16 protein-coding genes and 1 tRNA gene are annotated in these 23911 nt (G+C 72.4%); 9 read left to right on the plus strand and 8 right to left on the minus strand.

Annotated elements, in window-relative coordinates:
- Window positions 1-322 precede the first annotated feature (322 nt).
- The 5 genes from STRNI_RS26315 (at window position 323) to STRNI_RS26335 (ending at window position 10398) form a co-directional block, all read left to right on the plus strand.
- Entirely contained in the window at window positions 323-1219 is an 897-nt protein-coding gene (locus tag STRNI_RS26315) for an FAD binding domain-containing protein (protein ID WP_018091265.1), read from the plus strand.
- Window positions 1216-3537, plus strand: a complete 2322-nt coding sequence (locus STRNI_RS26320; RefSeq protein WP_277412129.1) for a 2Fe-2S iron-sulfur cluster-binding protein — start codon at window positions 1216-1218, stop codon at window positions 3535-3537. Before STRNI_RS26315 ends, STRNI_RS26320 begins: the two co-directional genes overlap by 4 nt.
- Window positions 3538-3637: 100 nt before the next feature.
- A complete protein-coding gene (locus STRNI_RS26325; protein WP_266449745.1) occupies window positions 3638-5968 on the plus strand; it encodes a xanthine dehydrogenase family protein molybdopterin-binding subunit in 2331 nt (776 codons plus the stop codon).
- Between the two features lie 819 nt (window positions 5969-6787).
- Complete coding sequence (locus tag STRNI_RS26330) at window positions 6788-8872, plus strand: ATP-binding protein (RefSeq protein ID WP_274735905.1); 2085 nt, start codon at window positions 6788-6790, stop codon at window positions 8870-8872.
- The gene (locus tag STRNI_RS26335; RefSeq protein WP_277412130.1) at window positions 8869-10398 is read left to right on the plus strand and encodes an ABC transporter substrate-binding protein; all 1530 of its coding nucleotides are present in this window, start codon (window positions 8869-8871) and stop codon (window positions 10396-10398) included. The genes STRNI_RS26330 and STRNI_RS26335 overlap by 4 nt, the downstream gene beginning before the upstream one ends.
- Before the next feature lie 89 nt (window positions 10399-10487).
- Here the strand turns inward: STRNI_RS26335 and rox are convergent, their stop codons facing one another.
- The 3 genes from rox to STRNI_RS26350 all read right to left on the minus strand — a co-directional run bounded on the left by rox (window position 10488) and on the right by STRNI_RS26350 (window position 13294).
- Complete coding sequence (gene rox / locus STRNI_RS26340; protein WP_277413325.1) at window positions 10488-11915, minus strand: rifampin monooxygenase; 1428 nt, start codon at window positions 11913-11915, stop codon at window positions 10488-10490.
- 241 nt (window positions 11916-12156) lie between these two features.
- Window positions 12157-12228 (minus strand) — tRNA-Cys (locus tag STRNI_RS26345).
- Window positions 12229-12430: 202 nt separating this feature from the next.
- A complete protein-coding gene (locus tag STRNI_RS26350; RefSeq protein WP_018091271.1) occupies window positions 12431-13294 on the minus strand; it encodes an alpha/beta fold hydrolase in 864 nt (287 codons plus the stop codon).
- 139 nt (window positions 13295-13433) lie between these two features.
- Here STRNI_RS26350 and STRNI_RS26355 point away from each other — a divergent pair, with 139 nt between their 5' ends.
- The 4 genes from STRNI_RS26355 (at window position 13434) to STRNI_RS26370 (ending at window position 19387) form a co-directional block, all read left to right on the plus strand.
- A complete protein-coding gene (locus STRNI_RS26355; protein WP_277412131.1) occupies window positions 13434-14999 on the plus strand; it encodes an MFS transporter in 1566 nt (521 codons plus the stop codon).
- Between the two features lie 672 nt (window positions 15000-15671).
- The gene (locus STRNI_RS26360) at window positions 15672-17468 is read left to right on the plus strand and encodes a DEAD/DEAH box helicase (RefSeq protein WP_018091273.1); all 1797 of its coding nucleotides are present in this window, start codon (window positions 15672-15674) and stop codon (window positions 17466-17468) included.
- Between the two features lie 390 nt (window positions 17469-17858).
- Window positions 17859-18500 carry an IclR family transcriptional regulator gene (locus STRNI_RS26365; protein WP_018091274.1) on the plus strand — a complete coding sequence of 214 codons (642 nt, stop codon included), beginning with the start codon at window positions 17859-17861 and terminating at the stop codon, window positions 18498-18500.
- A gap of 107 nt (window positions 18501-18607) precedes the next feature.
- Window positions 18608-19387, plus strand: coding sequence for a S16 family serine protease (locus STRNI_RS26370; RefSeq protein ID WP_277412132.1), 780 nt, complete (start codon window positions 18608-18610; stop codon window positions 19385-19387).
- A 105-nt stretch (window positions 19388-19492) separates the two neighbouring features.
- Here the strand turns inward: STRNI_RS26370 and STRNI_RS26375 are convergent, their stop codons facing one another.
- From STRNI_RS26375 to STRNI_RS26395, 5 genes are read right to left on the minus strand one after another with little or no spacing between them, the layout of a single operon-like run.
- Window positions 19493-20509 carry a glycine betaine ABC transporter substrate-binding protein gene (locus STRNI_RS26375; RefSeq protein WP_277412133.1) on the minus strand — a complete coding sequence of 339 codons (1017 nt, stop codon included), beginning with the start codon at window positions 20507-20509 and terminating at the stop codon, window positions 19493-19495.
- A complete protein-coding gene (locus tag STRNI_RS26380; RefSeq protein WP_159488130.1) occupies window positions 20506-21393 on the minus strand; it encodes an ABC transporter permease in 888 nt (295 codons plus the stop codon). The genes STRNI_RS26375 and STRNI_RS26380 overlap by 4 nt, the downstream gene beginning before the upstream one ends.
- A complete protein-coding gene (locus STRNI_RS26385; RefSeq protein ID WP_026169912.1) occupies window positions 21390-22664 on the minus strand; it encodes a betaine/proline/choline family ABC transporter ATP-binding protein in 1275 nt (424 codons plus the stop codon). Before STRNI_RS26385 ends, STRNI_RS26380 begins: the two co-directional genes overlap by 4 nt.
- Complete coding sequence (locus STRNI_RS26390) at window positions 22657-23304, minus strand: ABC transporter permease (protein ID WP_018091279.1); 648 nt, start codon at window positions 23302-23304, stop codon at window positions 22657-22659. The genes STRNI_RS26385 and STRNI_RS26390 overlap by 8 nt, the downstream gene beginning before the upstream one ends.
- 14 nt (window positions 23305-23318) lie before the next feature.
- On the minus strand, window positions 23319-23786 hold the full coding sequence (locus STRNI_RS26395; RefSeq protein WP_069567503.1) for an Lrp/AsnC family transcriptional regulator: 468 nt from the start codon (window positions 23784-23786) through the stop codon (window positions 23319-23321).
- Between the last annotated feature and the right edge of the window lie 125 nt (window positions 23787-23911).

Raw genomic sequence — 23911 nt, forward strand, 5'->3', positions numbered from 1 at the left:
GGTGCAAGGAGGGCGCTCGTACGGCCGGTCCCTGGGACGGTGGTGCGGTACGGCGGTTCCTCCCCCGTACCGCCGTACCGACCGCCGGCGCAACGACGGTCTGCGCCCCGCTGGACGCCCTCCGCCGACGCACCGCACCGCAGTTCCGCACCGCGGCGGCGGACGAAACCGGACCAGCAGCCTGTTCGGGGACGGATCGTTCCTTCGTGGACCCTCGCGCCGAGGGTCCGGGAAGATGTGCCAGAGTTGCCACGTCCGGGCTGCGAGCACGTACCGTACGGCGGAGCGGAACTGCCGGGACACCGGGGAAGGGGCAGCTGGCTTGACCACGCACGCACCGCACGCGTCGCACACGGTGACGTTGCCGGCCTCGCTCGACGAGGCGGTGGCGGCGCTGACGGCCATGCCTGCCGCCGTGCCCGTCGCGGGCGGCACCGATCTCATGGCGGCGGTCAACGCCGGACTCCTCAGACCCGCGGCCCTGGTGGGCCTCGGCCGCATCAGCGAGATCCGCGGCTGGCAGTACCTGGACGGCCATGCGCTGCTCGGTGCCGGCCTCACCCTCGCCCGTATGGGACGCCCCGACTTCGCCGCCCTGATCCCCGGGCTGGCCGCCGCCGCCCGCGCGGCCGGTCCGCCGCAGGTCCGCAACGCCGGCACCCTCGGCGGCAACATCGTGACCTCCGCCCCCACGGGCGACACCCTCCCGGTGCTCGCCGCCCTGGAAGCCACGGTGATCATCGCCGGCCCCGGGGGCAGCCGCCGCGAGATCCCGGTCAGCCACCTCCTGGCCGGCCGGGAGATGCTGAGCCCCGGCGAACTCGTCGGCTTCGTACGGGTGCCGCTGCTGCACGCCCCGCAGACGTTCCTGAAGGCGACCGGCCGCACCGGCCCCGGCCGTGCCACCGCCTCGGTGGCACTCGTCCTGGACCCGGCCAGGCGCGGTGTGCGCTGCGCGGTGGGCGCGGTCGCCGCCATGCCGCTGCGCCCCCTGGAGGCCGAGGAGTGGGTGGCCTCGCTCATCGACTGGGACGGCGAACGCGGCCTGGTGCCCGAGGCGCTGACGGCCTTCGGTGACTATGTCGCGGCCGCCTGCATCCCGGACCCGGCACCGCCCGAGGACGGTTCGGAACCGGCCACCCTGCCGCCGGCCGCACTGCACCTGCGCCGTACGGTGGCAGCGTTGGCCCGCCGCGCACTTGGGAGGGCGCTCTCATGAGCGACGCAGACAACCGCCATCCGTACCAGCCGCACCCCGACCAGGGCTGGCAGCCGCTGCCCCAGGGCGGAGAGTACGAGTCGGAGGCGACGGCCTTCGTGCAGCTCCCGGAGGGCTTCACCACCGGGGTCTACGGCGGTGGATCCCCCCGGTACAACACCCCGGGCCCCGAGCCTCTCGCCGCACCCGGCCACGGCTACACCCCGCCGGCCTCCTTCAGTTCGCACACCGCCCCGCAGGTCGCGGACGCGGGCACCGACCCGTCGTCCACCGGCCAGTGGACGATGCCCTTCGCGGACCCCTCGGCCGGTTACGCGGACCCGACCGCCGGATACCCGGCCCATACGGAGCACGCTCCCCACCACGACCCCTCCGCGGGCTACCAGGGCGGCGCGCCCGAGGCGGCCCAGCCGTGGGGCGGCGACACCGTGGAGTGGCCCGTGGCGGGCAGCCCCGAGGCGGGTGGCACCGGAGCCTGGTCGGTCCCCGCGGCGGCGGACGACGGCCTGGAGGAATCCGGCGAGTACCTGGTCGGCGACGACGGCCTGACGGGTCATACGGGACTTACGGGCGGCCACCCGGGCCTCCCCGGCCATTCGGGTCATCCGGGGCATCCAGGACATGGTGTCGCCGCGGGCTACCACGGCGGCGGATACCCGGGCTCCGGCGCGTACGGCGACGCCGGGAGCGCGGCGGACACCGGCGAGGCCGCCGGGACCGGGCACTGGAACTTCACCGCCGGGCTGAGCGCCACGAGCGCGCCGGAGACGCACCACGCGGAGCCGCAGGAGACCGGGCACGGCGGAGCGGTCCACGACCCCTTCGGCGGCCCCGCGGGCGACCCGTACGCGCACGAGCGCGGTCTCCCGGGCCACGGCACCCAGCCGGGCGGCGAACGGCCCGGAGACGGCGGTCCGTCGGCCGGCGACCCGTACGCCACGGGCGCGGGCAGCCGGAACGCCGCGGCGGGCGACGCGACCGGGCACTGGTCGCTGCCGGCCGATGCGCTCGCCCAGTGGCCGCCGGTCGCGGAGCCGGCGCAGCCGTCGCACGACGGGTCGCCGCACCAGCAGGAGGCGCCGCACCAGCAGGAGGCGCCGCTCCAGCGGGAGGCGCAGCACCAGCGGGAGGCGGCGCACCAGCAGGAGGCGGCGGACCGTCCCGACCGGGCGGCGGATGCGCCCGGCGCGAGCGGCTGGTCGATCCCGGTGGCCGAGGGCGAACAGCAGGAGCACTCCGGCGAGTTCGCGCTCGCCGACGCAGCCGGGCACCTGACGCCCGCCCCGCCCACCGCGCCGGAGGCCGACGGAGCGACGGACGCTCCTATGGAGACCGCGGAGAGCACGGAGACGGCGGAGACCGCGGGGACCGCGGAGCTCGGTGCGCACACGGAGTCCCGCGAGTCCGGCGAGCCCGTGGGCCTCACCGGCCCTGCCGACCCCGTGGCCACCACGGACGAGGGCGCCGCGCCGCGCGACACCGCCGACGCCGCCGGTTCCCCCGGCGACGCCGAGCACACCGGTGCCGGGGACCCGGCCGCTGCCGAGGAACGCACGGGGGCCGGGGAACGCACCGGGACCGGGGAGCCCACGGGCGCCGACGCGGGCGCCGGGGAGTCGACCGGCCTCGTCGACGGGCTCGCCGCCGCACACCCCTCCGACCTGGCGGCCGATCCCGGCTTCGACGACCACGACGAACACCCCGCCGCCTCCTACGTCCTGCGGGTGAACGGCATCGACCGGCCGGTCACCGACGCCTGGATCGGCGAGTCACTGCTCTACGTGCTGCGCGAGCGCCTCGGTCTGGCCGGCGCCAAGGACGGCTGCTCGCAGGGAGAGTGCGGGGCCTGTTCCGTCCAGGTGGACGGCCGGCTGGTGGCGTCCTGCCTGGTGCCCGCCGCCACCACGGCGGGCAGCGAGGTCCGTACCGTCGAGGGGCTCGCGGAGAACGGTGTGCCCTCCGACGTGCAGTGCGCGCTCGCCGCGTCCGGTGCCGTGCAGTGCGGCTTCTGCGTACCGGGGATGGCGATGACCGTCCACGACCTCCTGGAGGGCAACCACGCCCCCAGCGAGCTGGAGACCCGCAAGGCGCTGTGCGGCAACCTGTGCCGCTGCTCCGGCTACCGGGGTGTGCTGGACGCCGTCGACGAGGTAGTCAAGGCCCGTGCGGAGGCTGCCGGGGCCGCCTATGCGCCCGCGGACGAACCGGACGGGGCGGCGCCCGCGGACACCGCCCGTATTCCCCACCAGGCGGGCCCCGCCGACGAAACGGGCCACGCCCCGCACGACCAGGATCCGCACCCGGGAGGCTCCGCATGAACGAGCGCAGCATGGGGGTCCCCCCGGCCGGAGGCCGGGGGAGAACGATGAAGAGGTGCGCGCTGAGCGAATGCGAGGCCGAGCGAAGCGAGGTTGCGGCATGAGCGGTACGTCCGACGGCGCAGGTGCCGTTACCGCGCCCCCCGCGGCGGGCGTCCAGATCCCCGAGGAGCCGCCGCCGCACGGCCTGGGCGTCTCGCTGCCGCCCGCCGACGCGCCGGCGAAGACCGAGGGCACCTTCCCGTACGCCGCCGACCTGTGGGCCGAAGGGCTGCTGTGGGCCGCGGTGCTGCGCTCGCCGCATCCGCGCGCGCGGATCCTGTCCATCGACACGAAGCACGCGGTGGAGATGCCAGGTGTACGCGTCGTCGTCACGCACGAGGACGTGCCCGGTGACGCGGGGCACGGCCGGGGCACCGCCGACCGCCCGGTGTTCGCCAAGGACGAGGTCCGCCACCACGGTGAGCCGATCGCCGCGGTGGCCGCCGAGCACCCCGACACGGCACGGCTGGCCGCCGCCGCCATCGCCGTCGAGTACGAGGTCCTGGACGCGGTCACCGACCCCCAACTGGCCTTCGAGGCCGAGCCGCTGCACCCGGACGGCAACCTCATCCGGCACATCCCGCTCCGCTTCGGCGACGCCGAGGCCATGGGCGAGGTGATGGTCGAGGGGCTCTACCGGATCGGCCGGCAGGACCCGGCGCCCATCGGGGCCGAGGCCGGGCTCGCGGTGCCGCGCCCCGACGGCGGCGTGGAGATCTACACCGCCTCCACGGACCCGCACACCGACCGCGATCTGGCCGCCGCCTCCTTCGGCCTCGAACCGGAGCAGGTCAAGGTCGTGGTGACCGGTGTCCCCGGCGCCACCGCCGACCGCGAGGACCCCGGCATCCAGCTCTCGCTCGGACTGCTGGCGCTGCGTACGGGCTGCCCCGTCAAGCTCGCCGCCACCCGGGAGGAGTCCTTCCTCTCGCACGCCCACCGCCACCCCACGCTGCTGCGCTACCGCCACCACGCGGACGCCGACGGCAAGCTGGTCAAGGTGGAGGCACAGATCCTCATGGACGCCGGCGCCTACGCCGACACCTCGGCCGATGCGCTCGCCGCCGCCGTCTCCTTCTCCTGCGGCCCGTACGTCGTCCCGCACGCCGTTGTGGACGGCTGGGCGGTGCGCACCAACAACCCGCCGTCCGGCCATGTGCGCGGCGAGGGCGCGATGCAGGTCTGCGCCGCCTATGAGGGCCAGATGGACAAGCTGGCCGCCCGGCTGGGCCTGGAGCCCGACGAGATCCGGCTGCGCAACGTCATGGCCACCGGCGATCTGCTCCCCACGGGACAGACCGTGACCTGCCCCGCCCCGGTCGCCGAACTCCTGCACGCCGTCAAGGAAGCGCCGCTTCCCGAGCTGCCCAAGGATGCGCCCGAAGCGGAGTGGCTGCTGCCGGGCGGGCCCGAAGGGGCGGGCGAGCCGGGCGCGGTACGCCGCGGCGTCGGCTATGGCCTGGGCATGGTGCACATGCTGGGCGCGGAGGGCGCCGACGAGGTCTCCACCGCGACCGTCAAGGTCAGCGGCTCGGTCGCCACCGTCATCTGCGCCGCCGTCGAGACCGGCTCCGGGTTCTCCACGCTGGCGCGGCAGATCGTGCAGGAGACGCTCGGCATCGAGGAAGTGCATGTCGCGGGCGTCGACACCGACCAGCCGCCGGCCGGACCGGCCTGCCACGGGCGGCACACCTGGGTCTCCGGCGGCGCCGTCGAGCGGGCCGCCAAGATGGTCCGTACCCAGCTGCTGCAGCCGCTGGCCCACAAGTTCGGGATGTCCACCGAGCTGCTGCAGATCAACGACGGCAAGATCACCTCTTACGACGGAGTGCTCAGCACCACCGTTTCCGAGGCGCTGGACGGCAAGGAACTCTGGGCCACCGCCCAGTGCCGGCCGCATCCGACGGAGCCGCTGGACGAGGGCGGACAGGGCGATGCGTTCGTGGGGCTCGCCTTCTGCGCGATCCGCTGTGTCGCCGATGTCGACATCGAGCTCGGCACCATCCGGGTCGTGGAGATGACCGTCGCCCAGGACGTGGGCCGGGTGCTCAACCCCCGCCAGCTGCGGGCCCGTATCGAGGCCGGGGTCACCCAGGGCATGGGCGCCGCCCTGATGGAGAACCTGCGCACCACCCGCGGTCAGGTCCGCCACCCCGACCTGACCGGCTATGCGCTGCCGACCGCCCTGGACGCTCCGGAGATCCGCATCGTCAAGCTCGTCGAGGAGCGCGATGTGGTCGCCCCCTTCGGCGCCAAGCCGGCCAGCGCGGTCCCGGTCGTCACCGCACCGGCCGCCGTGGCCTCCGCGGTCCGCGCCGCCACCGGCCGCCCCATCGGCCGCCTCCCGATCCGCCCGCAGGCGGCGGTGGCGCAGGTGGTGCAGCAGTAGGGCTCACGGGGCTGGGGTGACCGGGGGGCTGCGCGCCTTTTTGGGGTTGCCGGTTGGTCACGTGCCTTTGGGGGCGGCAGTTGGCTGTCGGCTGCGGTCCTTCTGGGGTTGGTTGTCGGCTGGGTGGCTCCTTGGGGGGACTGTCGACCGCGTGCCTTTGGGACTTGGCCGTCGGCTGCGTCCCCGTGGGACTTGGTCGCCGGTAGCCCCGCCTCTTGGGTTGCTTCGCTGCCTACCTGCTGCTCTGGGTTCTTCGCTGCCTGCCCCTTGGGTTTTTCCCCGCCGCCCACCCGCTGCGTTTGGTTTTTCCCCGCCGCCCACCCCCCTTCGGGGGGTGGGCGGGTGTATGTGGGTCGGTTTGCGGTGAGTGGCGTGTGCGCGGGGGCGTGGGGCGGGACGGGGCGGGGCGGGGCGGCATCGTGCCCTGGATCGGAGGGGGCAGCGGCTCGGTGGGGGCGGTGTCCGCGCAGCGGTTCGGCGTTGCGCGTGGCTGGGTCGCCGGTCGGTGTGAGTGAGCGGCTGCGCATCGGGTCAGGGCCGGGGGTGGGCCTCGTGCGTGTGTGTCTCGTGCGTGTTGCTTCGGGGATCGGTCGATGACCTGCGCTTTCACTGTCCGTCACGGCGTTTGTCAGTGGGGTCACTTAGAGTGATTTCCGGTGGGTGAGATGGGGGTGCGTGAGGGGAGGAAAACGGTCTGGTGGGGTCAAAGTGCTTGCAAGGGACGGGAATTGGAGGATCCTGGGGCGGCCGGAGTGAGCGCCGGCCGGTCGTGGGGATCGCGGGGATCACAGGGATTCGCGAGGTCGAGGGGGAGCGGGGATGCCGCAGGAATGGGCGGGGGAGTCCGGGCGGGACCGGGCTGTGGAGCGGTACGTCCAGGAGTTGTTGGTGCGCAGGCCGGGCAGCCGGCCCGAGTTGCCTGCCACCTTGTTGCTGGGGCCGCGTGGCAGCGGTAAGACGACGGTGCTGCGCCACCTGGCGGACTGGGCCCGGCGGGCCCCGGTGGCCCGCCTCGATCTGGCGGCGCTGGGCCAGGAGGGCCGTAAACCGATCGATGTGCTGGCCGCGTTGGTCTTCCAGCTCAACGAGTCGAAGCGGGATTTCGCCCGGCTGAGCTTCCCGGCGTTCGGGCTGCTGACCATCGCGGTCGCGGCGCGGATGGACGCGGCCGACCGGGACGCCGCCGTACGGCAGATGGAAGAGGCGCTGGTCGGGCCGCCGGGCAGCCGCTCGGAGGTGATCAACCAGCTGGCCGCGTATGCCGCGACGGTTCTGGGCGCCCCCACCGCGGTGACCGCCGCGCTGCCGCTGCTGCCGGAGTGGCGGCGCCACTGGGTGCGGCTGCGGGTGCGCTGGCGGCTGGCGCGTATCCGGCGCCGCAGCCGTGGCGGCGGTTCCGTCGACGGCTTTCTGATCGACCTCAACCAGCGCTACGGCGACCGCGAGGCGGCCGAGCGGCAGCGGGCCGAGGCGGTGCTCTTCGACGCCTTCCTGGACGATCTGGGGCGGGCGTACGGCTCGCGTGGCGGTGACAAGCGGCGTACGACGCAGTGCCTGGTGCTGCTGGACAACGTCGACAGTCCGCTGGGCAACGACTTCCTCAAAGCGCTGCTGGACGCCCGGCGGAAGGCCGGGGCGCCCGATCCGCTGCTGGTGCTCGCCACCGCGGGGAGCTATCCGGCGGCGCTGGAGGGCTTTGCGTTCGGCGGGCCGCGGCGGCCCGGTGTGCTGCCCGGCCGGTGGCCCGCGCAGGAGGAGAGGTTCGTTCCGGAGCAGGTCGTGAAGGGGCTCGTGGTGGGCCGGCTGCGCGATCTGGTCCGTCATGAGGTCGAGCAGCAGGCAAAGGAGGCGCTGCGGTCGGCCGGCCCCCGGGTGCCGGTGCCGGCTGCCGACAACGGTGTGCAATGGCTGGGCTGGGTGGTGTACGAGCTCACCCGGGGGCATCCGGCAGGCACCGCACAGCTGTTGGAGGCCCTGCTGGAGTGCCCGGCGGACGAGGGCTGGGAGGCGCGGCTGCGGCAGGTCCTGCAGCCCTCCTCGGACCTCGTCGACGCCCTGCTGGAGCGGCTGCTGCCGATGGACGCCAGCGGCGAGCTGATGCAGGCGCTGGCCCGCGGCTCGGCCGCCGTCGACCTGGCGCAGGCGCAGGCGGGCCGGGTGCTGTGGGACGAGTCGAGCGCCCGCGTCCAGGAGGAGTTCAACGACTTCTGTACGGACGTGCTGCGCACCATGCATCTCGACGGGGGCGACGAGGAGTCCGACGGCCGGACGGAAACCCCCCACCCCTTGCTGCGTCTGCTGTTGCTGCGCCGGCTCGCCGCGGTCCCCGAGCCCGACACCGCGGCAGGCGGAGCGGCCGGGAGCGTTGACGGGGCGGCCGGTATCCGGGGGCGGCGGGCGGTGCATGCCGCGCTGCGGGACCGGGCGGCCGCCGCGGGGGAGGAGGCCACCGCGGCCTATCACGCGCTGGCGGGCGGCGATCTCGCCGCGGCGGCCGCCTATCTGGACGACGCGTTCGACCGGGTCACCCCGGAGGAGTGGTGTGCGGAGCTGTGCCGGCTGCGGCGCGCGCCGCTCGCCGAGGCCGGGCCGGCCCTCGATCAGCCGCTGTGGGAGCGCTATGAGCGGCTGGTGGAGCACCTGGGCGAGGGCGCCGTGGAGCAGCGGCTGCGGACCATCACCCGGCTCCTCGCGGCGGTCTGGATCGGCCCCGAGCCGCCGGACGACCCCCGTACGGACCGGGTCGGCGATCCGTACCGCGATCCGCTCGGCGACCCCGGGGCCGAGCTGTACGGCGAGATCCAGGCCCGCTTCCACACCCTCGCGGTGCATGCCGACAGCGTGCCCTGGACCTCGGCGCTGCTGCGGAAGGCGAAGCAGTACGGAAAGGAGCCGTGGCTGTGAGCACCCGTCTCTTCGAACCGCCCCGGCCCCCGCGGCGCTGGGGGCTGTGGATCATCTCGGTGCTGGTGGCGGCGGCGGTCGTGGTCGCCGCCGTGGTGCAGATCGTCGAGACGAACGGACGCTGCGGGGAGGGCGTCCGCGAGGTGGCCGACGGTGAGTGTGTGGGCGTCACGGACGGCGCGTACGCCTTCGGGAACATGAAGTCGCTGAGCGACAGGATCCGCGCCGAGAACGACGAGGTCGCCAAGTCCGGGGAACGGTCGGTCGCCATCGCCTATCTCGAGGCCATGGCGGGCGGCTCCGCGGACCGCGGGCCGGAGGCCACCCGGCAGGCCATCAGCGGCGCCTACCTCGCCCAGCGCGCCCTGAACGCCGAGCGCTCGACGCTCCCCAAGATCCGCCTGCTGCTCGCCAACACCGGCCGTGGCGACCGCCATTGGCGCCAGGTCGTCGACCAGCTCATCGCGATGAAGGACAAGGAACGGCTGGTCGCGGTGGCGGGCTTCGGGCAGAGCAACGACCGTACGATGCGCGCCGTGCAGCGGCTGCGCGCCGCCGGGCTGCCGATGGTCGGTGCGACCGTGGCGGCGGACGGGCTGAGTTCCCGTACGGCCGGGTTCTACCGGGTCTCCTTCCCCAACCGCGACCAGACCGCGGCCGCCGCGGGCTACCTCAAGGAGCAGCAGCGCAAGCACCCCGGCTACCGCGTGCAGGTGATCAGGGACGGCAACGAGAAGGACAACTACAACACCTCGCTCTACGAGGACTTCTCACGGGCGGCGCGGCGCGCGGGCCTCGACGTGGACGACGAAATCATCCCGTTCCGCTCCGGGGAGGACGAGGCGGCGACCGCGGGCAATGCGCTGTCCCTGGTCGCCGACAAGGTCTGCGGTGACCCGAAGCCGCCGGACGCGGTGTATTTCGCGGGCCGGGGCCGGGAGCTGCGCCGGTTCATCGAGGCGGCCGGGGAAGGCGGCCGGCACTGCCGTACGACGGTGCTCTCCGGCTCCAGTGCGCTGGGCATCTACTTCGACACCGGAGGCGACCGGCACCGCGCCGAGCTCGCCACCCTCGCCGAGCGCTGGAAGGACAGCCAACTGACCGTCTACTACACCGCCTTCACCCACCCCGCGATATCCAAGGAGGTCTACGGCGGCGCCGGGAACGGCCCGTTCGACGACTTCGAGCGCGCCTACCGCACAGCGGTCGGCGGCCCCACCACCGACCTCGCCAGCGGCCAGGCGATGCTCGGCCATGACGCCACGTACACCATAGGGAAGGCGGCCCGGAACGCCGTCGGCGTCTACGGCACCCGCCAGGTCACCGCCCGTATGGTCCTGGCCATGCTGGAGCAGACCAACGGCAGGTCCCGGGTCCGTGGCATCAGTGGCTACATAGCCTTCGACCCGGACACCGGCGAGCCGGTGGACCGTCCGCTGGCGCTGGTGGAGCTGCGCCGCCCGACGGACACCGGCGAGGCCGGGGACATCTACCGCTTCGTGACCGGACTGTCCGCCGGCCGCTAGGGGCGGGGCGCGGCGGCACGGCCGGTGGGGAGCCGGAAGGCGTGGAAGCAGGAGAGGGGGCCCGGGGGCCCGGGGCCACGACTGCGCGCTCAGCCGACGGCGGCGCCGAACCACTGGGGCAGGCGGCCGAGCAGATCCTGCTGATCTTCACCGGCCCACGCCACGTGACCGTCGGGCCGCAGCAGCACCGCGGGCACGTCCAGTTCCTCGCTGACGTCCACGACATGGTCGACCCGGTCTTCCCAGCCCGCCACCGAGAGCCGGCCGGTCTGGTCGAGCAGCAGTCCGCGGCCGCCGCGCATCAGCTCGTAGAGGCGGCCCCGCTTCAACTCCACGTCCCGCATCCGCCGGCCGAGCAGTTCGTGGCCCTCGCCGAAGTCGTAGCGGACCCCGACCGCGGTGATCATCCCGGTCACGTACCGGTTCACCTCCTCGAGGTCCATCAGCTTCGAGAACAGCTCCCGCAGCGCGGTCGCACCCGGATCGGCTCCCAGCAGCGTGATCTGCGCGCGGGTGTTGTCCAGTACGGCGGCGCCCACCGGGTGCCGTTCGGCGTGGTAGCTGTCCAGCAGGCCCTCCGGTGCCCAGCCGCTGACCGCGGCGGCCAGCTTCCAGCCGAGGTTGAACGCGTCCTGCACACCGAGGTTGAGCCCCTGCCCGCCGGTCGGCGGGTGGATGTGCGCCGCGTCGCCGGCCAGCAGCACCCGGCCGACCCGGTAGCGCTCGGCCTGCCGGGTGGCGTCGCCGAACCGGGACAGCCAGCGCGGCGAGTGCACGCCGAAGTCGGTGCCCGCGTACGCCCGCAGCTGCCGCTTGAACTCGTCGAGGGTCGGCGCGGTCGCACGGTCCTCGGCCACCCCGTCGGCGGGCACGACAACGCGGCACACACCGTCCTCGGCGGGGCCGACGCCGAACCGCAGGTGCGTCTTGCGGACCTCCTCGACAACAGCGGCAATCGTCGCCGGATCCTCGGTCACCTCCATTTCGCCCAGCAGCGTCTCGACCGTGGCGGGCTCACCGGGAAAACCGACGCCGACCAGCTTGCGCACCGCACTGCGGCCGCCGTCGCACCCGACGAGATAGCGCGAGCGCAGCCGTGCCCCGTCCGCCAGCTCGACGGTCACCCCGTCCTCGTCCTGGCTCAGCCCGACCACTTCGCAGCCGCGCCGGATCTCGGTACCGAGTTCGAGCGCGCGCTCGTTGAGCAGCCGCTCGGTGAGCGGCTGCGGGGTGGCGACGCCGAACGGGTGCGCCGTGTCCAACTGATCCGGCCACGGCTTCATGATGCCGCCGAAGAGACCGCCGACCTGGAACTTCTCACTGACCGCGAGGAACCGCTCCAGCAGGCCGCGCTGGTCCATCATCTCGACGCTGCGCGCGTGCAGGCCCTGCCCACGGGACTGCGCGGTCGGCTCCGCAAGCTTCTCCAGCACGACCGCCTGCACACCCTGCAGCCGCAGCTCGCTCGCCAGCATCAACCCGGTCGGTCCACCACCGACAACGATCACATCGATCATCACAACGCCCATTTCCGCAGAATTCTTGGTCAGGCCGAGGATTCTGCGGCACGACCCGGGCCTTGCCGCAAGCCCCCCGGTGCGCTATAAGTTGAGAGTGGCAAGGAGTGGTTGACCTCCTTGCCTTTGTCTTTTGCCGGCCACATTTGTCGGCCACGTTTGTCGGCCACGTTTGTCGGCCGCCATGGAAAAAGGGCGACATCCCTGGAGGGATGCCGCCCTTTCGTTTCCTCGGAAAGAGAGGCCGTGGCGGGATTCGAACCCACGTAACTCGCTTTGCAGGCGAGCCCCTGAACCACTCGGGCACACGGCCGGGTTGTTGCTGTTGTCCCGACTGTAGGCCGCGGGGCACCCCGCCCGGCAAGGGTGCGGGGCGGGGCGCCATGAGGCTGCAACGCGGGGAAATGCAAGGTAATGCGGGGAAACCGCGCAGCAACCGCGCAGCAACACGGGGTTCATGAAGCGCGGCCCGGTCATGGAGGGTGTCGATGGTCCGGCTCCCCGCCGAGCCGTCCTCACACCGCGTGCAGGAATTCCTCCACCACCGGTCCGAACAGTGACGGTTCGTCCACCCAGGGATAGTGGCCCACGCCGTGCAGGGGATGCACCCGTGCGTCCGGGAATGATGCGGCCACCCATTCGCCCGCCCGCATTCCGGTCACCGCGTCCCGGTCCCCGGTCACCACCAGGACCGGGCAGGTCACCTCGTGCAGCCCGGCGAGCAGGGCCGCGCGCAGCTGCTCGTCCACGCCCTGCCAGAACCCGGCCCGTGGCACCGGCCCCAACTGCGCGCCCTCCGTGGCGGCATGGGCCCGTTGCGGCTCGTCCCACCGCCCGTAGGCGAGCGGCGCCGCGGCGAACAGCAGCTCCCGCACCTCGCTCAGATCGGCCGCCTCGGCCAGCTGCCGCAGCGCCGCCGAGGCCTGCGGCCACCACTCCTCGTGGCGGCGCGACTCGAAGATCTCCTGTGCGTCGTCGGGGAGTTCGCCCTGCAGCCGGGAGCCGGGGCAGACCAGCACCAGCCGGGTCAGCCGCTGCGGATACCCCGCCGCGTACGCCTGCGCGACCGCGGCCCCCGCGTCGTGCGCCAGCAGCGCGAACCGCTCCAGGCCCAGATGCGCGCGGAGCGCCTCCAGATCCTCCGCGAGCTGCGGGAAGGCATAGCGGGACGGGTCGGCGGCGGCAGGGGAGGCGCCGGTGCCGCGGCTGTCGGGAAGGATCAGCTGCCGGTGTGCGGACAGGCCGCCGAGGTCGCCCAGATATGCGGCGTCCCGCCCGGGCCCGCCGGCCAGGCACACCAGGGGCGGCAGGGCCGAGTCGTCCGGCCCGAGCACGCGGTAGTGGAGCTCGGCATCGTCGTACGTACGGAAGTGCGGCATACGGACAGCTTGCCCGACATGTGGCGGCAAGGGCCGGGCGGAGGCGGTCCGGGCGGGCCGGCGGCGTAGGACCGACGACCGACCCGATCCCCGCCCTCCGCCAGGGGCACTGCCGCCGTACGGCCCTTACGCTGGCCCGATGACCGCTGACCGCCCCCACGACCTCGGCACCGGCACCGGCCGCGACCTCAGTATCGGCACCGACGAGGATGCCGACACCGCACCCGGCGCGGAGACCGCCGCGATCCCCGGCCACCCCGCCCGGTCCGCGGACGGCCACTCCGCCCGGTCCGCGGACGGCAGTGGCGGCGGGCCGGACGGCGGCATCCTCGGCCGGGCCCATCGCGCGCTCACCCTCGGCATCATCTCCGTCGTCTCGCTCGTCGCCTTCGAGGCGAGCGCCGTGAACACCGCGATGCCGGTCGCCGCCCGCGCCCTGGACGGCATCGGGCTGTACGCCTTCGGCTTCTCCGCGTTCTTCACGGCGAGTCTGTTCGCGATGGCGCTCGCGGGGGAGTGGAGCGACCGGCGCGGCCCGCTCGGGCCGCTGTTCACCGGGATCGCCGCGTTCGGGGCGGGGCTGCTGGTCGCGGGCCTCGCGCGCAGCATGGGCATGTTCATCGTGGGCCGCGGGGTGCAGGGCATCGGCGGCGGCCTGGTGGTGGTCTCGCTCTACGTGGTCGTCGGCCGCGCCTATCCCGAGCGGCTGCGCCCGTCGATCATGGCGTCGTTCTCCGCGGCCTGGGTGGTGCCGGTGATCGTCGGACCGCTGGTCGCCGGGACCGTCACCGAACACCTCGGCTGGCGCTGGGTCTTCCTCGCCATCCCCGTCCTGATACTGCTGCCGCTCGTGGTGATGCTGCCCGCGCTGCGCACCCTGCCGCGGACCCGGCCGGGCGCGCGGGGCGGTGCGCGGCAGGTGCTGGGCAGCCGGCGCTGTCTGCTCGCGCTGGCCGTCGCCGTGGGCGCCTGCCTCCTCCAGTACGCGGGCCAGCACCCGTCCTGGCTCGCGCTGCTGCCCGCGGCCGCCGGACTGGCCCTGCTGGTGCCGGGCATTGTGCGGCTGCTGCCCCGCGGTACGTTCCGGGCGGCGCGCGGCCTGCCGTCCGTGGTGCTGATGCGCGGACTGGCCGCCGGGGCGATGGTCGCCGCCGAGAGCTTCATCCCGCTGATGCTGGTCACCCAGCGCGGACTGTCCGCCACCCTCGCCGGGCTCTCCCTCACCGGCGGCGGGCTGACCTGGGCGCTCGGCTCGTATGTGCAGAGCCGGCCGCGCCTGGAGCCGTACCGGGAGCGGCTGATGGGCCTGGGCATGGTGCTCCTGGCGGTGGCCATCGCGATGGTGCCGCTGGCCCTGATCGACGGGGTGCCGGCCGCGATCGTCGCGGTGGCCTGGACGATCGGCGGCTTCGGCATGGGCCTGAACATCTCCAGCGGCGGCGTACTGCTGCTGAAGCTGTCCCGCCCCGAGGAGGCCGGCAGCAACTCCGCGTCCCTGCAGATGTCGGACGCGCTGGGCAATGTGACGTTCGTCGGGGTCGGCGGTGTGCTCTTCGTAGCCTTCGGCGGCGCTTCGATCGCGCCCCACGGCCCCGCGGTCGCCGCGACCGGCGCGGCGAGTCATCCGGCGGCGTTCGTGGCCGTGTTCGCGACGATGGCGCTCGTCGCGCTGCTGGGCGGGGCCGTGGCGAGGCGTCTCAGTTAGCTCCCCGCGTTTGCGGCTGTCCCGCCGTGGTTGTTGCTCACCGTTGCGGGTCCGCTGCGCGGGGCTTGGGTGCGGGTGATTCTTGCGGGTTCCTCGCCGTTGCGCCTGCGGCGGGCGGGGTCCGCTGCGCGGGGCTGTGGGTGCGGTGACGGGCCTCCGGGGCCGGTGTGTGGGACTGCTTCGCTTTACGTCCCACACACCGGCCCCTCCGGCCCGTCCCCTCCCGTGGGTGGAGTGAGTGACGGTGAGTCGGGGCGGGCGTTCGGGTGCGGAGATGGTCCGGGTTCCGTTCGCGGGCGGGCTACGTGTGTCGGACAAGGCGCACCGGACCACCGGCAACCACCCCCACCAAGGTTTCTTCCCTCCCCCCAACGGGAGGGGACGGGCCGGAGCGGGTGGGTGTCCGGACGTAAAGCGAAGCAGTCCGGACACCCACCCGCGGAGGTCCGTCACCGCACCCCGACAGCTCCGCGCAGCGGACCGGTCCGCCACCAGGCGCAACGGCGGGGAACCCGAAAGCATCACCCGAGCCCACGCCCCGCGCAGCGGACCCGCAACGGCGAGGAACCCCCACGGCGGGACGGCCGACAACGTGGGCCGAAGGCAAAGCGCAGCGGAACGCAGCGGTAGGGTGGCGCGGTTGCCGATCCCCGAGTCCAGCCGACGGAGACCGTGACTACCACCACCAGCGCCACCAATAACCATCACCTGTCCCCGGCCTTCCCGGGACGGGCCCCTTGGGGTACCGCGAACAAGCTGCGTGCCTGGCAGCAGGCGGCCATGGACCGCTACATCCAGACCCAGCCGAGAGACTTCCTCGCCGTCGCGACGCCGGGCGCCGGCAAGACGACCTTCGCGCTCACGCTCGCGTCGTGGCTGCTGCACCACCATGTCGTGCAGCAGGTGACGGTCGTCGCACCGACCGAGCATCTGAAGAAGCAGTGGGCGGAGGCGGCGGCCCGGATAGGTATCAAGCTCGACCCGGAGTACAGCGCGGGGCCGCTGGGCCGCGAGTACCACGGTGTGGCGATCACCTATGCCGGTGTGGGCGTCCGGCCGATGCTGCACCGCAACCGGATCGAGCAGCGCAAGACGCTGGTGATCCTCGATGAGATCCACCACGCCGGTGACTCGAAGTCGTGGGGCGAGGCGTGTCTGGAGGCGTTCGAGCCCGCCACCCGGCGGCTGGCGCTGACGGGTACGCCCTTCCGGTCCGACACCAACCCGATTCCGTTCGTGACGTACGAGGAGGGGAACGACGGCATCCGGCGTTCCTCCGCCGACTACACCTACGGCTACGGGAACGCGCTGGGCGACGGTGTCGTCCGGCCGGTCATCTTCCTCTCCTACAGCGGCAATATGCGCTGGCGGACGAAGGCGGGTGACGAGATCGCGGCCCGGCTCGGCGAGCCGATGACCAAGGACGCGGTCTCGCAGGCCTGGCGTACCGCGCTGGATCCGCGCGGTGAGTGGATGCCGAATGTGCTGCGCGCCGCCGACCAGCGGCTGAGCGAGGTCCGTAAGTCGATCCCGGACGCCGGTGCGCTGGTGATCGCTTCCGATCAGGAGCAGGCGCGGGCGTACGCCAAGCTGATCCGGGAGATCACCGGGGAGGGCGCCACCCTCGTGCTGTCCGACGACTCCGGGGCCTCCCAGCGGATCGATGACTTCTCGTACTCCCAGGACCGCTGGATGGTCGCGGTCCGGATGGTGTCCGAGGGGGTGGACGTGCCGAGGCTGGCGGTCGGGGTGTACGCCACCACGATCTCGACGCCGCTGTTCTTCGCCCAGGCCGTGGGGCGCTTCGTGCGCTCCCGTAAGCGCGGCGAGACCGCCTCCGTCTTCCTGCCCACCGTCCCGATGCTGCTCGGCTTCGCCAACGAGATGGAGGTCGAGCGCGACCACGTCCTCGACAAGCCGAAGAAGGACGGGGAGGAGGACCCGTACGCCGAATCCGAGAAGGAGATGGAGGAGGCGAACAAGGAGCAGGACGAGGACACCGGCGAGCAGGAGCAGTTCTCGTTCGAGGCGCTGGAGTCGGAGGCGGTCTTCGACCGGGTGCTCTACGACGGTGCCGAGTTCGGTATGCAGGCGCACGCGGGCAGCGAGGAGGAGCAGGACTACCTCGGCATCCCCGGGCTGCTGGAGCCCGACCAGGTGCAGATGCTGCTGCAGAAGCGGCAGGCCCGGCAGATCGCGCACAGCAAGAAGCGGCCGGACGCGGAGGCGGATCTGCTGGAGCTGCCGGCCGAGCGGCGTCCCGTGGTCACGCACAAGGAGCTGCTGGAGCTCAGGAAGCAGCTGAACACGCTGGTGGGGGCGTATGTCCATCAGAGCGGGAAGCCGCACGGTGTGATCCACACCGAGCTGCGGCGGGTGTGCGGCGGGCCGCCGAGCGCGGAGGCGACCGCCGGGCAGCTGGGTGAGCGGATCAAGAAGGTACGGGAGTGGGCGACGCGGATGCGGTGAGCCCGTCCGGGGCCTGTGGGGCGGTGTGCCGTGGGGACGGTGCGCCGCCCTCGTCCGTACCCGGCCCGGCCGGGACCCTCCGCCTCGCCCGTGATCCGTCCGTCCCGTAACACCCGGATAACGCCGTAGCCCTCCTTGAAACACCACACGGAGCACAACAGGCCGCTCTGAGTGGACCTACTGGGATATTTCGGGCACGGGAGACCGGATTCTGGACGGACTCTTCCGCTGACCGAACCGGCTCGCTACTGTCCCGGTCACGCACACGCCCCGTGGCAGCGCCGCCGCGGAGCGCAGCCGGTGCCATGCGGCCGGCGGCCTCTAGCGCGCGCTGCTCCGGGACCCGCAGCGCGTCGCGCCCGATGCCGCCACTCACCCAGGAGGGGCGTCGTGACCGCAGAGACCTCCCAGACACTCGACCGAGGGCTGCGCGTCCTCAAACTTCTCGCCGACACCGATCACGGGCTGACCGTCACCGAGCTGTCCAACAAGCTCGGCGTCAACCGCACGGTCGTCTACCGCCTCCTGGCCACGCTGGAGCAGCACGCCCTGGTGCGCCGCGACATCGGCGGCCGGGCCCGGGTCGGCCTGGGCGTCCTGCGCCTGGGCCGTCAGGTGCATCCGCTGGTCAGGGAGGCCGCCCTGCCCGCGCTGCGGTCGCTCGCCGAGGACGTGGGGGCCACCGCGCATCTCACCCTCGTCGACGGCACGGAGGCGCTGGCGGTCGCCGTGGTGGAGCCGACCTGGACCGACTACCACGTGGCCTACCGGGCCGGTTTCCGTCATCCGCTGGACCGGGGAGCCGCCGGGCGGGCGATCCTCAAGGCCCGGCAGGGCCGGACCCAGGACGCCGGACTCGCCCTGACACACGGGGAGTTGGAGGCCGGTGCGAGTGGTGCGGCGGCCCCGCTGCTCGGGGTGAGCGGTATCGAGGGGAGCGTGGGCGTGGTGATGCTCACCGACACCGTCTCCGAGCGGGTCGGACCGCGGGTGGTCGACGCGGCCCGGGAGGTGTCCGAGGCGCTGCGCTGAGGCCCTGGAGGCTGCCGAGGCCGTGGGGTGTGAAGGGGCGGTGGCCGTGTCGTGAGGCGGCGGCGCCTTGAGGCCCTGGTGAGGCGGGGGTCAATTAGGGTGGCGGGGTGTCTGCACGCACCCGCGCCCTGGCGGTCTGCACCGCCCTCGTTCTCGCCCTTCTCGTCATCGCGGTCTTCGCCCCGCTGCCGTATTCGCTCGCCTATCCGGGCATGACGGCGAATGTCCTCGGTGACGACAAGGGCAAGCCGGTGATCACCATCACCGGTGCCGAGACCCGGAAGACGAGCGGGCAGCTGCGCATGACGTCGATCGTGGCCACCGGCCCGGAGGCCGACGTCCATCTGCCGGACCTCGTCAAGGGCTGGTTCCGTACGGACGAGGCCGTGATGCCGCGGGAGGCGGTCTACCCGGTGGGCGAGAACACCGAGGAGATCGCCGAGCACAATGCGCAGCAGATGCGGAAGTCCCAGGACACGGCCACCAGCGCCGCGCTCGGGCAGCTCGGCAGGTCCACCAAAGACATCGAGGTCAAGCTGAGCCTCGCGGACGTCGGCGGGCCGAGCGCCGGGCTGATGTTCGCCCTGGGCATCGTCGACAAGCTGGACGGCGACGGCGCGGGCCATGATCTGACCGGCGGGCGCACCATCGCCGGCACCGGGACCATCACGGCCGGCGGCAAGGTCGGCGCGGTGGGCGGCGTCCCGCTGAAGACGCAGGCCGCGCGGCGGGACGGGGCCACGGTCTTCCTGGTCCCGCGCAAGGAGTGCGCGGACGCGCGGGCGGAGCTGCCGAAGGGGATGCGGCTGATCCCGGTCAGCACGCTCGACGGCGCGATGGACGCCCTGAAGGCGCTGCGGACCGGGGACAAGGTCCCCAGCTGCTGAGGCGGCGGGCCCCCGGACCAGCGAGCCCCGGCCCGAGCGGATCCCGGCCCGGTGCACCCTGGCCCGGCGGAGCCCGGCCCGGCGCCCGGTGGCGGCCCCGGCCCCTCACGCCTCCTTGATGAATCCCTCCTGGATCAGCCAGTTCTTGGCGACCTCGTGCGGGTCCTCGCCGTCCACGTCGACCTTGCGGTTCAGCTCCTGGGCAACGGTGTTGTTGAGGGCCTTGGTGACCGGGGCCAGCACCTCGGCGATCGCCGGGTACTTCTTCAGGGCCTTGGCGTTGATCTCGGGAGCGACGTTGTAGTTGGGGAAGAAGTGCTTGTCATCGGCCAGGACGTGCAGATGCATCGCCTTGATCCGGCCGTCGGTGGTGAAGACCTCGCCGAACGCACAGGTGCCCTTCTCCGTCTCGGTGTAGACGACGCCGCCGGTCATCTTGCGGACATTGCCGGACGGCACCTTCATGCCGTAAGCCCGCGCCATGCCCGGCAGACCGTCGTTGCGGGTGGCGAACTCGTTCTCCACGCACATCGTTACGGCGCCCGGCTTCCTGCGGGACAGCGCCGCGACGTCCGAGAGGTCGCGCACCGCCAGCTTCTTGAAGTTCGCGGAGTTCAGCGCCAGCGCGTAGGTGTTGTTCAGCGTCGAGGCCGGCAGCCAGACGATGCCGTTCTTCGCGTCCTCGTCGCGGACCGCCTTCCACTGCTCGTGGGGGTCGACGATCGGCTTGGTGTGGCCGAGGTAGGTGATCCAGCCGGTGCCGGTGTACTCGTACGCGGCGTCCGCCGTGCCGGACTTGACGGCCTCCCGCGCGCCGATCGACCCCTGGATGCTGGTCTTGTCGATGACCTTGGCGCCGGCCGCCTCGAAGACGATGCCCATCATCTGGCCGAGGACGATCTGCTCGGTGAACTCCTTCGAGGTCACGGTGAGCTGCGCCCCGGAGAGCGGGCGGCCCGGATAGCCCGCCTTCGGGCCCGGCCGCACGTTGTCGGTCATCGCACTGCCGCTGACCAGGCCACATCCGCCGAGGGTGAGGGCGGCGAGCAGGGCGACGGCGAGGTGGGCGGCCCGGGCGCGTCCGAAGCGGTGGTGCCCGGTCGGGTGCTGGTGCCCGCTCATGCCGTCGCCTCCAGGCCGCGCGGGCGGAGCAGTAGTTCGGCCAGCGAGGCCAGCCACTCCACCAGCAGGGCGAGCGCCACGGTCAGCACGGACCCGAGGATCAGTACGGGCATCCGCTGGGTGACGATCCCCGCCGAGATCAGGTCGCCGAGACCGCCGCCACCGCCGAAGGTCGCCAGCGTCGCGGTGCCGACGTTCAGCACCAGCGCGGTACGGACACCGGCCAGGATCAGCGGTACGGCCAGCGGCAGCTCGACCTTGGTCAGTACGCCCATCGGGGACATGCCGATGCCACGGGCGGCCTCGGTCAGCGTCGGATCGATACCGCGCAGTCCGGCGATGGTGTTGGCGAGCACCGGCAGCACGGCGTAGATGACCATGCCGACGATCGCCGACCGGGCGCCGATGCCCAGCCAGATCACCAGCAGGATCAGCAGACCCAGGGCCGGCACCGCCTGCCCGAGGTTGGCGAAGGCCATCGCGAGCGGGGTGGCCCGGCGCAGCTTGGACCGGGTCAGTGCGATGCCCAGCGGGATCGCGATGATCAGTACGAAGAAGGTGGAGATCGCGGTGAGCTGGATGTGCTGCCGCAGCGCGATCCACACCTTGCCGTTGTCCACCGCCTGGTGGGCGATGGAGTCCAGCCGGGCGCCGCGGAACCACAGCCAGGTGGCGAGCAGCGCGGCCACCAGGAAGACCGGCATGAAGGTCCACTTCTGCCAGCTGATCCGGCGCGCGGCGGACGGCGCGGGCGCGACGGGCGCCTCACCGGCCGCCTGTTCGCGCTGCGCCATCTCGACCTCGTCCTTGAAGGCCAGCGCCTCGTGATCGCTCGGGTGCCGCCCGTCCCGGCGCGGGCTGCCGTTGCCGTCGCGGGGGCTCATACCGCCCCTCCCGGACCGCCCTCGGTGCCGCCCGCGCCGGCCAGGCCCTCCTGCTCCATCTGGGTCTGGCGGGCGCGCCGCTCCTGGAGCTGGTGCTGATGCTCGATCGCTTCGAGGCGGTCCGCCTCCAGCAGCTCATGGACGTTGTTCATCAGCGTCTCCATGTCGACCACGCCGATGTACTCGCCGCGCCGGCCGGTGACCGCGACCCGGCCCGCGCTGTCGGTGAGCACCGCCTCCAGCGCGTCGCGCAGCGTCGCGTCCCGGGACACGGTGTGCTGCACCAGGGTCCCGGCCCGTGCCAGTGATTCCCTGGCCAGGGCCAGATCGCCGCGGCGCAGCCATTTGTACGGGCGGCGGTTGCGGTCCAGCAGCAGCAGTTCGTTGTGGGAGCCGGAGCGCAGCCGGTCGAAGATGGACTCCAGGGGGTCGTCGAGGCCGGCGGTGGGGAAGTCGACCACGCCCACGTCCCGTACGCGGGTCAGATTCAGCCGCTTGAGTGCCGCCCCGGCGCCCACGAAACCGGAGACGAAATCGTCCGTCGGGTTGGTGAGGATGGCTTCGGGGGTGTCGAACTGGGCGATGTGCGAGTGCTCGCGGAGCACCGCGATGCGGTCGCCGAGCTTGATGGCCTCGTCGAAGTCGTGGGTGACGAAGCAGATGGTCTTGTGGAGCTCGTGCTGGAGCCGGATCAGCTCGTCCTGGAGGTGGTCGCGGGTGATCGGGTCGACGGCGCCGAACGGCTCGTCCATCAGCAGGACGGGCGGGTCGGCGGCGAGGGCGCGGGCCACCCCGACGCGCTGCTGCTGGCCGCCGGAGAGCTGGCGCGGATAGCGGCCGTGGAATTCGCGCGGGTCCAGTCCGACCAGGTCGAGCATCTCCTCGACCCGGCGCGTCACCTTGCTCTTGGACCAGCCGATCATCTTCGGGACCAGGGCGATGTTCTGGGCGACCGTCATGTGCGGGAAGAGGCCGGACGCCTGGATGGCGTAGCCCACCTTGCGGCGCAGCTTGACCGGGTCCATGTCGGTGACGTCCTCGTCGCCGATCCGGATCCGTCCGTGGGTCGGCTCGATCAGCCGGTTGATCATCTTCAGACAGGTGGACTTGCCGCAGCCCGAGGGGCCCACGAAGATCACGATCTCGCCGGCCTTGACCTCCAGGTTGACGTTGTCCACCGCGGGGCTGGGGTTCCCCGGATAGATCTTCGTCAGGTTCTCCAGATGGATCCTGGCCCCGGAGGCCGGTTCGGTCTCTGTCGTCTCAGGCACGGATCCCCCTGGAGATGGTCAGCCGTCCGATCAGGACGTATGCGGCGTCGAAGAGAAGAGCGAGGATGGCGATCCCGAGGGTGCCGGAGAGCACCTGGTTGAGGGAGTTGGCGCTGCCCAGCGAGGCGATCCCGCGGAAGATCTCGTTGCCCAGGCCGGGTCCGGAGGCGAAGGCGGCGATGGCGGCGATGCCCATCAGCATCTGGGTGGCGACCCGGATGCCGGTGAGGATGGGCGGCCAGGCCAGCGGCAGTTCGACGCGGACGAGCTGGGCGGCGCGCGACATCCCGATGCCCCGGGCCGCGTCGATCAGATCCGGGTCCACCCCGCGCAGCCCGACGATGGCGTTGCGGACCACCGGCAGCAGCCCGTACAGGGTCAGGGCGATCACCGTCGGGGGGACGCCGAGGCCGACGATCGGGATCAGCAGACCGATCAGGGCCAGGGAGGGGATGGTCAGGATGGTGGCGGTGGAGGTGGTGGCGAGATTGCCCGCCCACACGCTGCGATAGGTCACCACGGCGATGAGGACCCCCAGCAAGGTGGCGAGCACCATGCACTGGAAGACCGCGCTGGCGTGCTGATACGTATCCGTCAGCAGCTGGGCGTGCCGGGTGCCGACGTACTCCCAGAAGCTCACTCGGTCTCCTCGGTTCAGTCTCCCGATGCCTGTTTCACCAGCGGGATGATCCGCAACGGAACCGGATTTTCCATCACGATTGCCGTTGAGGCCCGCACAATCCCATCAAAGCCCACAACCCGGTCGATCACCCGCTGCAGATCGGCGTTGGAACGGGCGACAAGCCTGCAGAGCATGTCCCCATGTCCCGTCGTTGTATGCAGCTCCAACACCTCGGGAACGGTCGTCAAGTGAGCACGTACGTCATTCCCTTGGCCTTGTTTGATCTCAAGCGTCGCGAATGCGGTCACGGGGTAGCCGAGCGCCGCGGGGTCCACGTCCGGCCCGAAGCCCCGGATCACTCCATTGGACTGAAGCCGGTCGAGCCGGGCCTGGACCGTGCCGCGCGCCACCCCCAGCCGCCGGGACGCCTCCAGAACGCCGATCCGCGGCTCCTCGGCGAGCAGCTCCAGCAGCGCCCCGTCCAAATGATCGATCGCCATCGGTCGCCCCTTCCTTTTCGATGGTCATCATGTACAGATAGCCCGGCGATGCCGCCCTTTTGCTAGTCATAATGCCCAGAGGATTCGCGAACTATTGCGCACCTTGTGGATCGGAGAGACTCTGC

Origin of the sequence: Streptomyces nigrescens (assembly GCF_027626975.1) — a bacterium.
Classification (GTDB): Bacteria; Actinomycetota; Actinomycetes; order Streptomycetales; family Streptomycetaceae; genus Streptomyces; species Streptomyces nigrescens.

What these genes read in the sequence shown, in the direction of transcription:
- STRNI_RS26375 (WP_277412133.1), bottom strand. Translation starts at nt 20,509, where the DNA reads ATGAGCGGGCACCAGCACCCGACCGGGCACCACCGCTTCGGACGCGCC.
- STRNI_RS26320 (WP_277412129.1), top strand. Translation starts at nt 1,216, where the DNA reads ATGAGCGACGCAGACAACCGCCATCCGTACCAGCCGCACCCCGACCAG.
- rox (WP_277413325.1), bottom strand. Translation starts at nt 11,915, where the DNA reads ATGATCGATGTGATCGTTGTCGGTGGTGGACCGACCGGGTTGATGCTG.
- STRNI_RS26395 (WP_069567503.1), bottom strand. Translation starts at nt 23,786, where the DNA reads ATGGCGATCGATCATTTGGACGGGGCGCTGCTGGAGCTGCTCGCCGAG.
- STRNI_RS26350 (WP_018091271.1), bottom strand. Translation starts at nt 13,294, where the DNA reads ATGCCGCACTTCCGTACGTACGACGATGCCGAGCTCCACTACCGCGTG.
- STRNI_RS26380 (WP_159488130.1), bottom strand. Translation starts at nt 21,393, where the DNA reads ATGAGCCCCCGCGACGGCAACGGCAGCCCGCGCCGGGACGGGCGGCAC.
- STRNI_RS26325 (WP_266449745.1), top strand. Translation starts at nt 3,638, where the DNA reads ATGAGCGGTACGTCCGACGGCGCAGGTGCCGTTACCGCGCCCCCCGCG.
- STRNI_RS26355 (WP_277412131.1), top strand. Translation starts at nt 13,434, where the DNA reads ATGACCGCTGACCGCCCCCACGACCTCGGCACCGGCACCGGCCGCGAC.
- STRNI_RS26330 (WP_274735905.1), top strand. Translation starts at nt 6,788, where the DNA reads ATGCCGCAGGAATGGGCGGGGGAGTCCGGGCGGGACCGGGCTGTGGAG.